Source organism: Streptomyces sp. NPDC058457 (genome assembly GCF_042720695.1).
Classification (GTDB): Bacteria; Actinomycetota; Actinomycetes; order Streptomycetales; family Streptomycetaceae; genus Streptomyces.
This window is the reverse complement of sequence record NZ_JBHXLU010000075.1, coordinates 19,737-36,631: the sequence shown is the minus strand read 5'-3', so window position 1 is coordinate 36,631 and position 16,895 is coordinate 19,737. Positions and strand designations below refer to the sequence as shown.

At 75.3% G+C, this 16,895-nt stretch carries 1 protein-coding gene; it reads left to right on the top strand.

What is annotated here, in order from left to right:
- Positions 1-625 precede the first annotated feature (625 nt).
- Positions 626-16,894 carry an SDR family NAD(P)-dependent oxidoreductase gene (locus tag ACFWPS_RS40000; RefSeq protein ID WP_383715047.1) on the top strand — a complete coding sequence of 5,423 codons (16,269 nt, stop codon included), beginning with the start codon at positions 626-628 and terminating at the stop codon, positions 16,892-16,894.
- Position 16,895 lies beyond the last annotated feature (1 nt).

Genomic DNA, 16,895 nt, shown 5'->3' with positions numbered 1-16,895 from the left:
GATTGCCGCATTGAAAATATGAAGGTTTATTTTGAATTTAGTTGCTGATGGCTCCGGTCTGGCGGTGGAGGGGCGCTCGGATTGCGGCCGAGTTAAAAGCGGATTGCATCGGGGTCTCTTGACGCGGCTTTGTCGTCGAGTGGTTCCGGTGAAACCTCCGGGTCGCCTGCCGTGAATGGCCATACCCTGCTTGTCTACCCTGCGTGCGATCGGCTTGTCCAGTCCGGTCGAGTGCTCAAGTGCCTTGCTGTGGTGGTGATCTGAAGCACTGTGGGCGGTTTCCGGACTGGCGCGAATCTGCTGCTCGGGGCCCTCTCATCCCGATATGTGGGGTCTGTCCAGTTGGCGGTGGATATAAAGCAGAGAAGGGCCCGCATTCCAGGACGTGGCTCAAAAACTCTGGCGTGAATCATGTCCATGGTGTGCGCTAGCATCAAATGGTCGTTGCCTGCTGCATGCGTAACGGGCTTTGGTCTCTGCTCTTATGGAGGCCGTGAGGTTGGGCGGCATTGGTTTGGATTGACCGGCGATGCTTCGTGGGATCGCGTTGGATACCTGTACCTGTGAACCTGCTGAACAGCACGGAAACAATGCGGAAAAGGTCCGGCATGTTGAGGAGTACGCGTTGACTACGACGGACCTGCAGCAGGCTGCCATCGCGGTCATCGGCTATTCGTGCCGACTGCCCGACGCGCCCGACCCGGAGGCTTTCTGGCGGCTGCTGCTCGACGCACGGCATGCCATCACCGAGGCGCCGGCCGACCGGTGGACCCGCGCCCAGATCGACGCCGTGGGAACGCCGAACGCCGCCAGTGCGCGCTGGGGCGGGTTCATCGAGCATCCCGACGCTTTCGACGCGGCCTTCTTCGGTGTCTCGCCCCGCGAGGCCGCCGCGATGGACCCGCAGCAGCGCCTCGTCCTGGAACTGGGCTGGGAGGCCGTCGAACGCGCGGGCCTGCTGCCCGCCGCGCTCGCCGGTACCCGCACGGGCGTGTTCGTCGGCGCGGGATGGGACGACTACGCCACCCTGCGGCGGCAGTCCGCCGACGAGATCACCCATCACACGCTGGTCGGCACACAGCGCGCCCTGATCGCCAACCGGCTCTCGCACACCCTCGGTGTGCGCGGCCCGAGTCAGCTCGTCGACACCGGGCAGTCCTCGTCCCTGGTCGCGGTGCACCTGGCGTGTCAGAGCCTGCGCAGCGGTGAGTCCGTCACCGCGCTGGCCGGTGGCGTCAACCTGAACCTGGCACTCGACACCGCGCTGGTCGCCGCCGGCGTGGGCGCCCTCTCGCCGACAGGGCGCTGCCACACCTTCGACGCGCGGGCCGACGGCTATGTGCGCGGCGAGGGCGGCGGCCTGGTGCTGCTGAAGCTGCTCGACCGGGCCGTCGCCGACGGCGACACCATCCACGGCGTGCTCCTCGGCAGCGCCGTCAACCACGACGGCGGCGGCAGCGCGCTGACCGTGCCCGACGTCGAGGCGCAGCGCGAGGTGGTGGAACTGGCCCAGCGGGCCGCCGGGGTGTCGCCCGCCGACGTCGACTACGTCGAGCTGCACGGCACGGGCACCAGGGTCGGAGACCCCGTCGAGGCGGCCGCACTGGGCGCCTCGATCGGCTCCGCGCGGCCGGCCGGCTCACCGCTGGTCGTCGGCTCGGCCAAGACCAACGTCGGCCACCTGGAGAGCGCCGCCGGTATCGTCGGCCTGCTCAAGACCGTCCTGGCGGTCCGTCACGGCGAGATCCCGGCCAGCCTCAACTTCGACACGCCGCCGCCCGGCATCCCCCTCGACGAGCTGAACCTCAAGGTGGCCACCGAACGCGGCCCCTGGCGTGGGAACCGCCGGATCGCAGGCGTCAGCTCTTTCGGCCTGGGCGGTGCCAACTGCCACGTGGTGGTGGCCGGTTACGAGCAGGACGGGGCCACGGCGCCGGCCTCTCCCGAACGGCCCGCAGCACCCGGCGCCACGCCCTTGGTGGTGTCCGGGCGCACGCAGGCCGCGCTGCGCACGCAGGCCGCGCGACTGGCCGACTGGATCGACGACCACCCTGGTACGGACCCTGTCGATCTGGGCGGTTCCCTGCTGTCGTCCCGCACGCTCTTCGACCACCGTGCGGTGTCCCTGGGCGGGACCGGGCTGCGGACGCTGGCGGCGGGCGGAGCCGGGGAGGACGTGGTCACCGGACACGCCGCGGCACCCGTGGGCAAGACGGTGTTCGTCTTCCCCGGGCAGGGCTCGCAGTGGGTGGGCATGGCGCGTGAACTCCTGGACGATTCACCGGTGTTCGCCGCCCGCATGGCCGAGTGCGAACAGGCCCTGGCACCGTTCACGGACTGGCGTCTGGCCGACGTGCTGGGCGACGCGGACGCACTGTTACGCACCGAGGTCGTCCAACCCGTCCTGTGGGCGGTCATGGTGTCGCTCGCCGCGACGTGGCGGTCATGGGGTGTCGTCCCCGACGCGGTGCTCGGCCACTCCCAGGGCGAGGTCGCGGCCGCCGTGGTGGCGGGCGCCCTGTCGCTGGAGGACGGTGCGCGGGTGGTGGCCCTGCGCGCCAGGGCCCTGCGCGCCCTAGCCGGACGCGGTGGCATGACGTCACTGGCGCTGCCGGCCGCGGAGGCCCGCGCGCTCCTCGGGCCGGGGCTCTCGATCGCCACGGTCAACGGCCCCTCGTCGGTGGTCGTGGCCGGCGCCCCCGAGGCGCTCGCGGAGCTGGAGGCCCGTGCCGAGGCGCGGGACGTCCGCGCCCGTCGGCTGCCCGTGGAGTACGCCTCCCACTCCGCACAGGTGGAGGAGATCGAGGAGCAGCTGCTGGACGCCCTGCGGGACGTGACCCCCCGCGCGGGAAGCGTCCCCTTCTTCTCGACCGTGGACGTGGACTGGGCGGACGGCGCGGAGCTCGACGCCGGGTACTGGTACCGGAACCTGCGTCGGACCGTCGAGTTCGAGTCGGCCGTACGGACTCTGGCGGGCGCGGGATACGGCGTGTTCGTCGAGGCCAGCGCTCATCCGGTGCTGACCGCGGCGGTGGCGGAGACCGCCGGTGACGTGATCACGGGCGGGACGCTGCGCCGGGACGACGGGGGACTGGAGCGGCTGAAGCGCTCGGCGGCCGAACTCTTCGTCCAGGGCGTCGACGTCGACTGGTCCTCTGCGCACGCCGGCGCCACCCGCGTCACCCTGCCCACCTACCCGTTCCAGCGACAGTCCTACTGGTTCGACCGGGCCGCCGGGCCCGCCCCGGCCGTGACGGAGGCCGCCGACACCGGACTGCCCGCACTGACCGAGCTGGTCAGATCGCACGCCGCCGCCGTCCTGGGACACGCGAGCCCGGACGAGGTCGATGCCGGGCTGGCTTTCAAGGCGCTCGGCCTCGACTCCCACTCGTCGCTGGAACTGCGCGGCCGGCTGGCCGCCGCCACCGGCCTGCGACTGCCCGCCGCCCTGGTCTACAACCACCCCACCGTCGAAGAGGTCGCGTCCTTCCTGCACCGCGCTCTGCACGGCGCGGACAGTGCCGCGCCGGTCGCCGCACCGGTGGACGGGCCGGTGGACGGGCCGGTGGACGAGCCCGTCGCGATCGTCGCCATGAGCTGTCGGCTGCCCGGCGGGGTGGGCTCCCCCGAGGACCTGTGGCGGCTCGTGGAGTCCGGCACCGACGCCATCGGGCCACTGCCCGAGGACCGAGGCTGGGACCTGGACGCCCTGCTCGGCGGCGAGGACGGCGGCACCTCCCACACCGGCTTCGGCGGATTCCTGGACGGGGTGGGCGACTTCGACGCCGACTTCTTCGGTATCTCGCCGCGCGAGGCGCTGGCCATGGACCCGCAGCAGAGGCTGCTGCTGGAGACCAGCTGGGAGGCGTTCGAGCGGGCCGGTATCGTCCCGGCCACGCTGCGGGGCAGCGCCACCGGAGTCTTCGTCGGCGCCATGAGCCAGGACTACCTGCCCCGGCTGCACGAGATACCGGCCGAGGCCGAAGGATACGGCCTGGTCGGTGGCGCAGGCAGCGTCGCCTCGGGCCGTATCTCCTACACCTTCGGCCTGCACGGTCCGGCCGTGACCGTCGACACGGCCTGCTCGTCGTCGCTGGTGGCGCTGCACATGGCGGCACGCGCGCTGCGCACGGGCGAGTGCACCCTGGCCCTGGCCGCCGGAGCCACGGTGATGTCGGGCCCCGGCATGCTGATGGAGTTCAGCCGGCAGAACGGCCTTGCCCGAGACGGCCGTTGCCGGTCCTTCAGCGACGACGCCGCCGGCACCGGCTGGGGCGAGGGCGTTGCCGTACTGCTCCTGGAGCGGCTCTCGGACGCCCGGCGCAACGGCCACCCGGTGCTTGCGCTGGTGCGCGGCAGCGCCGTCAACCAGGACGGCGCCTCGAACGGGCTGACCGCGCCGCACGGACCCTCGCAGGAGGGCGTCATCCGCGACGCCCTGGCCGACGCGCGGCTGACCGCGGCCGAGGTGGACGCCGTCGAGGCACACGGCACCGGCACCGTCCTGGGCGACCCGATCGAGGCCGAGGCGCTGTTGGCCGGCTACGGTCAGGACCGCGAACAGCCCCTGTGGCTGGGCTCGTTGAAGTCGAACATCGGACACACCCAGGCCGCCGCGGGCATCGCCGGAGTCATCAAGACGGTGCAGGCCATGCGGCACGCGACGCTGCCCGCGACGTTGCACGTCCGTACGCCGTCGTCCCGGGTGGACTGGTCCGCCGGTGCGGTGCGGCTCCTCACGGAGCAGTCGGCGTGGCCGGACGCGGGCCGCCCGCGCCGGGCCGGCGTCTCGTCCTTCGGCGTGAGCGGTACCAACGCCCACGTCATCCTCGAAGAGGCCCCGCCTGCCGTAGCCGAGTCGGTGGAGCATGTCCCGGACGTCGTAGCCGAGTCGGTGGGGCATGTCCCGGACGCCGTACCCGAGTCGGCGGAACACGCCCCGGACACCGCACCGGCCTCCCCGCCCTGGATCCTGACCGCCCGGGACGCCCACGCCCTGCACCGGCAGGCCGGCCGACTGGCGATGCACCTGGGCGTCGCCCCGCAGCCGCGCCCCGCGGACGTCGGCTACTCGCTGGCGGCCGAGCGGACCGCGTTCGACGAGCGTGCGGTGCTGCTCGGCGGGCCGGCCGGGCTGCGCCCGCTCGCCGAGGCGGCGCCCGGCGACGCACTGCCGCTGGCCGGCGTGGTGCGCGGCACCGCGCTGCCCGGCGCCAGGACGGTCTTCGTCTTCCCCGGACAGGGCTCGCAGTGGGCTGGCATGGCCCTGGAACTCGCCGAGGCCGCGCCCGTCTTCGCCGAGCGACTGCGGGCCTGCGAGGACGCCCTGGCACCGTACGTCGACTGGTCGCTGTCCCAGGTCCTGGCCGAGCCCGGAGCACCCGGACTGCAGCGCGTGGACGTCGTGCAGCCCGCACTGTTCGCCGTCATGGTCTCCCTGGCCGCCCTCTGGCGCTCCCACGGCGTGCGGCCCGACCTGGTCGTCGGTCACTCGCAGGGCGAGATCGCCGCGGCCGTGGTGTCCGGTGCGCTGACCCTGGAGGACGGCGCGCGCGTTGTCGCGCTGCGCAGCAAGGCGCTGCGCGCCCTCGCCGGACGCGGCGGCATGGTCTCCGTCGCCGAGCCGGAGGAGGCGGCCGTGCGCCGCCTCGCCCGCTGGGGCGACCGGCTGGCCGTCGCCGCCGTCAACGGACCCGGAGCGGTCGTCGTCTCCGGCGACCCCGGGGCGCTGGACGAACTCCTCGCCGCGTGCGAGGAGGAGGGCTGCCGCGCCCGCCGGGTCCCGGTCGACTACGCCTCCCACTCGGCGCACGTCGAGGAGATCCGCGAGGCGGTCATCGAGGCGCTGGACGGGATCGAGCCCCGCCGCGCCGCGGTGCCGTTCCTCTCCACGGTCACCGGCGAGGTGCTCGACGGCACGGAGCTCGACGCCGGCTACTGGTACCGCAACCTGCGCGGCACGGTCCGCTTCGGCCCGGCCGTCGCGGACGTGCTCTCCCACGGCTCCGCGCTCTTCATCGAGGTCAGCCCGCACCCGGTGCTCACGCAGGGCGTCTCCGAGTCCCTCGACCAGGCCCCCGACCGCCCGGCGGCGGCGCTCGGCACGCTGCGCCGGGACGACGGAGGCCCCGAACGGTTCCTCACCTCCCTGGCCGAGGCGTACGTGCACGGGGCACCGGTGGACTGGGCGGCGCTGTACGCGGGCAGCGGTGCCCGGCGCACGGAGCTGCCGACCTATCCGTTCGAGCGCCGGCGATACTGGCTGGACACCTCGCGGGCCGCCGCGCCCGCGCGCTCCGGACCGGACACCTGGCGCTATCGCGTCACCTGGACCCCGCGGCCCGACGCCGAGCGGGCACCGGGTCCGGACGCCCTGTCCGGGCGCTGGCTGGCGGTGGTGCCCGAGCACCTCGCCGAGGACCCGTACACCGCCGCGGTGGCCGCCGTTCCGGCCGCGTACGGCGCGGACGTCCACACCGTGGCCGTACCGGCCGCCGACGACCGGGCGGCCCTCGTCGGGCGGCTGCGCGCCGCGGCCGCGGAGGGACCCGTCGCGGGCGTGCTCTCGTTGCTCGCCCTCGACGAACGGCCGTGCCCCGGGCGCCCGGCGGCGCCCGGCGGTCTGGTGTCCACCGTGGCGCTCGTCCAGGCACTCGGCGACACCGGCCTGACCGCACCGCTGTGGCTGGCCACCCGTGGCGCCGTCGCGGTGGACGCCGCCGACCGGCTCACCGCCGCCGCGCAGTCCCCGGTCTGGGGGCTGGGCCGGGTCGTCGGCCTGGAGCACGCTGACCGCTGGGGCGGTCTCGTCGACCTCCCGGCCACTCTGGACGAGGACACCCGCAGCCGACTGGCCGCCGTCCTGGCGGGCCTGCCCGCGGACGGCGCGGCGGACCCGGCCCGCGGTACCGAGGACCAGCTGGCCGTGCGCGCCACGGGCGTGTCCGTGCGCCGCCTGACACGGGCGACGCGGAGCACCCGCTCCGGGGCTCCCCGCACCTGGGAGCCCCGCGGCACCACGCTCGTCACCGGCGGCACCGGCGCCCTGGGCGCGCACGTCGCCCGTCGGCTCGCCCGCCGCGGCGCCGACCACCTGCTCCTCGTCGGCCGCGGCGGGCCACAGGCGCCCGGCGCCGACGCGCTCCGCCGGGAGCTGGCGGAACTCGGCTCCCGCGTCACGATCGCCGCCTGCGACGTGGCCGACCGCGACGCCCTGACGGCGCTGCTCGCGACGGTCCCGCCGGACCACCCGCTCACCGCCGTCGTGCACACCGCCGCCGTCCTGGACGACGACACGGTGGCGGCGCTGCGCCCGGAGCAGATCGACCGGGTGCTGCGCCCGAAGCTGGCCGGCGCGCGGCACCTGCACGAGCTGACCCGGACGCTGGACCTCGACGCCTTCGTGCTGTTCTCCTCCGTGGCGGCCACCTTCGGCGTGCCCGGCCAGGGCAACTACGCCCCGGGCAACGCGTTCCTGGACGCCCTCGCCGAGGAGCGCCGCGCCGAGGGGCTCGTCGCGACCTCCGTCGCCTTCGGCCCCTGGGCGGGCGCGGGCATGGCAGGCCTCGACGGTGTCGGCGACCTGCTGGCCCGGCACGGCCTGCCCGCCATGGACCCCGAGGACGCCCTGACCGCGATGGAGCGGGCCGTCACGGACGACGAGACCTGCCTGACCGTGGCGGACGTCGACTGGGACCGGTTCTTCCTGGCGTTCACCGCCTCCCGCGTCCGGCCGCTGCTGCACGACCTGCCCGAGGTACGGCGGATCCGTGCGGCGGCGGCCACCGCGGCCGGGGAGCCCGGCGCGGCGGGGACCGGGCTCGCCCGGCGGCTCGCCGACGCCGGCGAGGAGGAGCGCGGCCGCATCCTGCTCGATCTGGTGCGCGGTCACGTCGCCGCCGTGCTCGGTCACTCCGGCGCCGGGGCGGTCCCGGCGGAGCGCACGTTCAAGGAACTCGGCTTCGACTCGCTGACCGGCGTGGAGGTCCGCAACCGGCTGAGCGCCGCGACCGGACTGCGGCTGCCGGCCACCGTGGTGTACGACCACCCGACCCCGGCCGCCCTGGTGCGCCACCTGCGCGCCGAACTGACCGGCTCCGCGGCCGCCGTACCCGGGCCGGACCGCTCATCCGGGCCGGACCGTGCGCCCGTGCCGGTCGCGGCCGACGACGACTCGATCGCCGTCGTCGCGATGAGCTGCCGCTTCCCCGGCGGCGTACGCACCCCCGAGGACCTCTGGCGTCTCGTCGACGAAGGCACCGACGCGGTCGGCGCCTTCCCCGCCGACCGCGGCTGGGACCTGGACGGGCTGTACCACCCCGACCCGGCGCACCCGGGCACCACCTACGTGCGCGAGGGCGCCTTCCTCGACGACGCCGCCGACTTCGACGCCGACTTCTTCGGCATCTCGCCGCGCGAGGCGCTCGCCATGGACCCGCAGCAGCGCGTGCTCCTTGAGACGTCCTGGGAGCTGCTGGAGCGCGCCGGCCTCGACCCCACCACGCTGCGCGGCAGCCGTACGGCGGTCTTCGCGGGCACCAACGGGCAGGACTACCCGGCGCTGCTCGCCGCCGCGCCCGCGGACCACGCCGACAGCGAGGGCTACGGCAGCACCGGCGGCGCGGCCAGTGTCGTCTCCGGCCGCGTCTCCTACGCCCTCGGCCTGGAGGGGCCCGCCGTCACGGTCGACACCGCCTGCTCCTCCGCGCTGGTGGCCCTGCATCTGGCCTGTCAGTCGCTGCGCCGGGGCGAGGCCGACCTGGCCCTGGCCGGCGGCGTGACCGTGATGTCCACACCGGGTCTGTTCCTGTCGTTCAGCCGGCAGCGGGGCATCGCCCCCGACGGGCGCGCCAAGGCGTACGCCGCCTCCGCCGACGGCACCGCCTGGGGCGAGGGCGCCGGACTTCTGCTGCTGGAGCGGCTGTCCGACGCCCGGCGCAACGGGCACCAGGTGCTCGCCCTGGTGCGGGGCAGCGCGGTCAACCAGGACGGCGCCAGCAACGGTCTGGCCGCTCCGAACGGGCCCTCGCAGCAGCGGGTCATCACGGCGGCCCTGGCCGACGCCGGCCTGCGGGCCGACGAGGTGGACGCGGTCGAGGGCCACGGCACCGGCACCCGGCTGGGCGACCCCATCGAGGCCCAGGCGCTGATCGCCACGTACGGGCAGGACCGCGACGCCGACCGGCCGCTGTGGCTCGGCTCGGTGAAGTCGAACATCGGCCACACCCAGGCCGCGGCGGGTGTCGCAGGCGTCATCAAGATGATCATGGCGATGCGGCACGGTGTCCTCCCCGAGTCCCTGCACCTGGACGCACCCTCCGACGTCGTGGACTGGACCGCGGGAGCCGTACGGCCGCTGGCCGAGGCGCGGCCCTGGCAGCCACGGCCCGGAGCGCCCCGCCGGTTCGGCGTGTCCGCGTTCGGCATCAGCGGCACCAACGCGCACGCCGTCCTGGAGGAGCCCGGGCAGCAGGACGCCGGACCCGCCGCCGAACCCACCGCGGAACGGCCCGGCGGCCGCCCGGCCGCCGGAGCCCGGCTGTTCCCGCTCGCCGCCAAGGGCCGCCCCGCCCTGCGCGCCCAGGCCGCGAACCTGTCGGCGCTCCTCGGCAGCGGGTCCGTGGCCGACGACGGGCTGACGGACGTGGCGTACTCGCTGGCCACCACCCGCGCCGCGCTGCCTGACCGGGCCGTCGTGCTCGCCGAGGACCGCGACGCCCTGGTGCGCGCGCTCGACGCGTTCGCCGACGGCAGGCCCTCGGCGGCGGTCTTCGAGGGCAGCGCCCGCGACGACGCCGCTCAGCCCGTGGCCTTCCTGTTCACCGGGCAGGGCAGCCAGCGTCTCGGCATGGGCGCCGAACTGCGCGCCCGCGTCCCCGCGTTCGCCGTCGCCTACGACGAGGTCTGCGCGGAGCTGGACCGGCACCTGGACCGGCCGCTGCGCCAGGTCGTGGACGAGGACGCCGAGGCCCTGGAGCGCACCGAGTACGCCCAGCCCGCGCTGTTCGCCGTCGAGGTCGCCCTCTTCCGGACGCTGCGGGAATGGGGAGTGCACCCGCAGGGGCTCGCCGGCCACTCCGTCGGCGAACTGGCCGCCGCGCATGCCGCCGGTGTCCTCACCCTCGCCGACGCCGCCGTCCTCGTGACCGCGCGCGGGCGGCAGATGCAGGCCCAGCGCGCCGACGGCGCGATGCTCGCCGTCCAGGCCTCCGCCGACGAGGCGGCAGGACCGCTCGCCGCGTACGGGGACCGGGTCGCCGTCGCCGCCGTCAACGCCCCGGGGTCCGTGGTGCTCTCCGGCGACGCCGACGCGATCGCCGAACTCGCACGGCACTGGCGCGACCGGGGCCGCAGGACCAAGTTGCTGCGCACCTCCCACGCCTTCCACTCCGCGCACCTGGACGGCATGCTCGCCGACTACGAGCGGATCGCGGCCGGCCTCTCCTACGCGGCGCCGCGCATCCCCGTCGTCTCCACCGTGACGGGCGCCGAACTCACCCCCGAGGAGGCGTGCTCGCCGGCCTACTGGGTTCGCCAGGCCCGGGCGACCGTCCGGTTCGCCGACGCCGTACGCACCCTGCGGACCGCCGGCACCACCACGTTCGTGGAACTCGGCCCCGACGGCGTGCTCTCGGGCATGGTGCCCGACTGCCTGCCCGAGGAGAGCCCGCTGGCGGTGTCCCTGCTGCGCGACGGCCGGCCCGAGGAACAGACCCTGCTGGCCGCCGTGGCCCGCCTGCACACCGTGGGCGCCGGACCGGACTGGGAGGCGCTGTTCGCCCCCACCGGCGCCGTCCGCCGCGCGGTGCCCACCTACCCGTTCCGGCGCAAGCGGTTCTGGCCGAACGTACCGACCGCGTCCGGCGCCGCCGGGCAGACCGCCGACCGGTGGCGCTACCGGATCGGCTGGACCGAGCCGGCGCAGCCCGCCGGGACGGGCGTGCCCGACCGCACCTGGCTCGCCCTGGTGCCCGACACCGAGGACGGCGGCACAGCGCTGGCCGCCTGCCGCGGCTGGCTCCGCGAGCTCGGCACGCCCGTCGTCCCCGTCGCCGCCGGCACCGAACGGGACGCGCTCGCACAACTCCTGCGGGACGCTGCCGGACCGGACCCGGTAGCGGGCGTCCTGTCGCTGCTCGCGCTCGACGAGCGGCCCCATCCCGACCACCCGGCGGTACCCATCGGCCTGGCCGGCACCCTGACCGCCGCCCAGGCGCTGACCGACGCGGCGCTCGGCGCCCCGCTGTGGCTGGTGACGCAGAGCGCGGTCACCGTGGACCAGGACCAGGACCAGGACCGGGACCGGGACCGGGACCGGGATCAGTATCAGGACCGGGACATGGCACGGCCCGAGCAGGCGCAGATCTGGGGTCTCGGCCAGGTCCTCGGACTGGAACAGCCCGAGCTGTGGGGCGGTCTGGTCGACCTGCCCGCCGATGTCGACGACACCGTCCTGGCCCTGCTGGGCGCCGTGGTCACCGGCGGCGGCGACGAGGACCAGCTCGCCGTGCGGGCCGGCGGTGTCCGGGCCCGCCGCCTGGAGCACGCGCCGGCGGCCGGTCCGCTCTGGCAGCCGCGCGGCACGGTCCTCGTCACCGGCGGCACCGGTGCGCTCGGCCGCCACGTCGCGCTGCGCCTGGCCCAGGACGGCGCCGAGCACCTGGTGCTCACCAGCCGCCGAGGCCCGGCCGCGCCCGGCGCCGACGCGCTCCGCTCCGAACTGGCCGCCCTCGGCGCGCGCGTCACCGTCGAGGCGTGCGACATGACGGACCGCGAGGCGGTCGCCGCCCTGCTGGCGGCGCACCCGCCGACCGCCGTCGTGCATGCCGCGGGCGCGCTCGGCCTCGGGTCCGTCGCCGAGGACAGTGTGGCCGCACTCGCCGAGGTCGCCGCGGCCAAGGTGCTGGGCGCCCGCCACCTGGACGAACTGCTCGGTCACACCCCGCTGGACGCGTTCGTGCTGTTCTCCTCCATCGCCGGCGTCTGGGGCAGCGGGGGACAGGGCGCCTACGCCGCGGCCAACGCCCATCTGGACGCGCTGGCCGCCCGGCGCAGGGCCCGCGGGCTCACGGCTGTCTCGGTCGCCTGGGGGCCCTGGGCCGGCGGCGGCATGGCCGACGACGAAGCGCTGGACCGGCTGCACCGCCGCGGCCTCACCGCGCTGGCGCCCGCCGCGGCCGTCGCCGCCCTGCGCGCCCTGCCGGCCGGGCCGGACGCCACGGTCGCCGTCGCCGACGTCCGCTGGGAGGACTTCGCCCCCGCCTACACCGCGGCGCGCTCCCGCCCGCTCGTCGAGGACCTGCCCGAGGTGCGGGCGGTCCTGGCGGCCCGTGCGGAGGACCCGGCGCCGCCGGCGTCCGCGTTCGCCGCACACCTCGCCGGGCTGCCTGCGGCCGGCCGCGAGGAGGCGGTGCGCGACCTGGTCCGTGACCACGTCGCGGCCGTCCTGGGCCATGACTCCGCCGAGGGTGTCGCCGTCGACCGGGTCTTCCGCGACCTCGGCTTCGACTCCCTGACCGCCGTCGAACTGCGTAACCGGCTGGTCGAGGCCACCGGGGTACGGCTGCCCGTCACCGAGGTGTTCGACCACCCCACCGTCGGCGACCTGGCGCGCCGGTTGTACGCCGGACTCGACGGCACCGCGCCCGGAACGGCGCACCGTGCGTCCCCGGCGGCCACCCCGCGGACGGACGCCGACGAACCGCTGGCGATCGTCTCGATGGCCTGTCGGTTCCCCGGCGGTGTGACCTCGCCGGAGGACCTGTGGCGGCTGGTCGCCGACGGGACGGACGCCATCGGCGACCTGCCGGCGGAACGCGGCTGGGACCTGGAGCGGCTCTACCACCCCGACCCCGACCACGAGGGCACCTTCTACGCCCGCGGCGGCGGCTTCCTCCAGGACGCCGGTGCCTTCGACGCGGCGTTCTTCGGCATCGCCCCGCGCGAGGCGCTCGCGATGGACCCGCAGCAGCGGCTGCTCCTGGAGACCTCCTGGGAGGCGCTGGAGCGGGCGGGCATCGACCCGACGTCGCTGCGCGGCACCCAGGGCGGTGTCTTCGTCGGCGTCGCCACGATGGGCTACGGCAGCGGGTCCGCCGACGGCGTCGAGGGACACCTGCTCAGCGGCACCGTCACCAGCGTGGCATCCGGCCGTATCGCCTACACGCTGGGCACCGAGGGCCCCGCGGTCACCGTGGAGACGGCCTGTTCGTCCTCCCTGGTGGCGCTGCACCTGGCCGGCCAGTCCCTGCGCTCCGGCGAGTGCGCGTACGCCCTGGTCGGCGGCGCCGCCGTGATGGCGTCCCCCGACGTCTTCGTCGAGTTCAGCCGGCAGCGCGGGCTGTCCGCCGACGGCCGGTGCCGGTCGTTCGCCGAGGAGGCCGACGGCACCGGCTGGTCCGAGGGCGTCGGCGTGCTCGTCGTCGAGCGGCTGTCGGACGCCCGGCGCAACGGACACCCGGTGCTCGCCGTGGTCCGCGGTTCCGCCGTCAACCAGGACGGCTCGTCCAACGGCCTGACCGCACCCAACGGCCTCGCCCAGCAGCGGGTCATCCGCCAGGCGCTGGCCAACGCCCGTCTGAACCCTGCTGACATCGATGTCGTCGAGGCGCACGGCACCGGTACGACGCTCGGCGACCCGATCGAGGCGCAGGCGCTCCTGGCCACCTACGGCCAGGACCGCGCGGAGCCCCTGTGGCTCGGGTCGTTGAAGTCGAACATCGGCCACACCCAGGCCGCGGCCGGAGTCGCCGCGATCATCAAGACGGTGATGGCGATGCGCCACGGCACCCTGCCCAGGACCCTGCACGCCGAACAGCCCAGCACCAGGATCGACTGGACGGCCGGGAACGTCCGGCTGCTCACCGAAGCCCGCCCCTGGACGGGCCCGCGCCGGGCGGGCGTGTCGGCGTTCGGCATGAGCGGCACCAACGCCCACGTCGTACTGGAGCAGCCGGAGCCGGAGCCGGACGTGACGACGCCCGCGCCCGGCATCCCGGACCGCAGCGCGCCCCTGCTGCTGTCCGCCCGTACCCCCGGAGCCCTGCGCGAGCAGGCCGCGAGCCTGCACCGGCTGCTGCGCGACACCGGCGTCCGCGCCGCCGACGTGGCCCGCACGCTGGCCGGCAGGCCCCGCTTCGAGCGGCGCCTGGCGGTCCTGGGCACCGACCGGGACGCCCTGCTGTCCGCGCTCGCCGCGCCCGGCACCGCACCGAACGCCGTGACAGGCGAGGCCGGCTCCGGCCGCACGGTGTTCGTCTTCCCCGGCCAGGGCACCCAGTGGACCGACATGGCGCTCGAACTCGCCGACGCGGAACCGGAGTTCGCGGCCCGCCTGGACGCCTGCGCCGAGGCCCTGGCGCCGTACGTGGACTGGTCCCTGCGCGAGGTCCTCGCGGACGAGGCCGCCCTGAGCCGCGTCGACGTCGTCCAGCCCGCCCTCTTCGCCGTCATGGTCTCGCTCGCCGAGCTGTGGCGCTCCTACGGTGTTCGGCCGGACGCCGTCGTGGGCCACTCGCAGGGCGAGATCGCCGCGGCCGTGGTGGCCGGCGTGCTGAGCCTGGACGACGGCGCGAAGACCGTCGCGCTGCGCAGCCGGGCCATCCGCCGGTCCCTGGCGGGCAAGGGCGGCATGGTCTCCGTGGCGGCGGACGAGCCCACCGTCCGCGGACTCCTGGACGGTCACGCCGGGCGCATCGGGATCGCCGCGCTCAACGGCCCCGCCGCGACCGTCGTCTCCGGCGACCCCGAGGCGCTCGACACCCTCGTCGCCGACTGCGAGGCCCGCGGCGTCCGCGCCAGGCGCGTCCCCGTCGACTACGCCTCGCACTCCGCCCACGTGACGCAGGTGCGGGAGGAACTCCTCGCCGAACTAGCCGGAGTCCGGCCCGCCCCGGGCGACGTACCCCTGCTGTCCACCGTCACCGCGGACTTCGTCGACGGCACCACGATGGACGCCGAGTACTGGTACCGGAACCTGCGCGAACCGGTCGCCCTGCACGCGGCCACCGAACGCCTGCTGCGCACCGGCCACACCCTGTTCGTCGAGGTCGGCCCGCACCCCGTGCTGGTCGCCGGTATCGAGGGCACAGCCGCGGACGCCGGACTCCCGGTCACCACCGTCGGCACCCTCCAGCGCGGCCAGGGCGGCCGGGACCGCATGCACGCCGCCCTCGCCGAGGCGTGGACCGCGGGCGCCGACGTCGACCGGACCGCCCTGACCGGCACCGGCCGCCATGTCGAGCTGCCGACCTACCCCTTCCAGCGCGAGCACTACTGGCTGCCCACGCCCGGCAGATCCGCGGCCGGCGCCCCGCAACAGGCACCCGACCTGCTGTACCGGGTCGAGTGGCGCGCCCTGCCGGACCAGGACACGCCCGTACCGCTGGACGGCTGGGCGGTCGTCGTGCCCGACGGCGGCCACCCGCTCGTCGCCGCCCTGCCCGGATCCGTCACCACCGACGCCGATCTCAAGGGCCTCACCGGCCCCGTCACCGGCGTGGTCTCCCTGCTGCCGCCCGCCGACATCCCCGCCCTGGTGCGCACCCTGGGAGCCGTCGGCATCCAGGCACCCCTGTGGTGCGTCACCACCGAGGCCGAACGGGACCCGGAACAGGCCACGCTGTGGGGACTCGGCCAGGTCGTCGGCCTGGAGCAGCCGCAACGCTGGGGCGGCCTCGTCGACCTGCCCGCCGACCTCGACGACACGGTGGTACGCCGGCTGCGCACCGCCCTGGCCGGCACCGAGAACCAGGTCCGGGTGCGCGCCGACGGCACATACGCCCGGCGCCTGGTGCGCACTGCGCAGGCCGCGCCGCCCGCCGAACGCTGGGCACCCGGCCGCGTCCTCGTCCGCGGCGCCGACGAGCCCCTGGCGAGCGGGCTCGCCGGCTGGCTGGAGCGGCACGGAGCCGAGGGCGTCCGGGTCAGCGCCGACCCCGCCGCCCCGCCGGAGCCCGACGAGCGCACCGTGATCCAGATCGCGCCCGCCGAACCGCCGGCCGGCCCGGTCACCGAGGCCGTGCTGTCCGTGCCGGCCGAACAGACCGGTGCCATGGACACCTTCGTCCTGCTCCACCCGCTCAGCGGCGTCTGGGGCGCGGCACGGCAGGCTGCCGCCACCGCCCGGTACGCGGGCCTGGCCGCGCTCACCGCACGGCTGCGGGACCGCGGTGTCCGCGCCGTCTCGGTCGCCGTCGGCGGCTGGGAGCCACAGGCACCCGCCGAGACGCCGGTGCCCGCCGACTCGGTGATGGCGGCGGTCCGGCGGGCCGTCGAACGCGACGAACCGGCGCTGATCGTCGCCGACGTCGACTGGGACCTGGTCGTCTCGGCGGTCTCCACCCCGCGCCAGCTCAACCTGCTCTCCGAACTACCGGAGGCCGCACCGGCGGAGCACGGCGACGACCTCGTGGCACGGCTGTCCGCACTGCCGGAGGCCGACCAGCGCCGGGCCCTGCTCGACCTGGTCACCCAGCAGGTCGGCGCCGCCCTCGGTCACGACACACCCGATGCCGTCCGGCCCGACGCGCCCTTCGCCGACCTGGGCTTCGACTCCCTGCTCGCCGTCCAGTTCCGTAACCGGCTGTCCGCGGCCACCGGACTGGCCATCTCCCCGACCGTCGTCTTCGACCACCCGACACCGACCGTCCTCGCGGACCACCTGCACGGCGAACTGCTCGCCGAGCCCGACCCCGTCGCCCCGATGCTGGCCGAACTCGACCGTCTGGAGCGGGCCCTGGGCCGGCTGCCGGTCGTGGACGAGATCAGCACCCGACTCCACACCCTGCTGCGCCGCTGGGACGAGCGCAGCGCACCGGCCGACGCCGGTGAACTCAGTTCGGCGAGCGCCGACGAATTGTTCGACCTTCTCGACAACAACTTCGGCACCGCCTGAG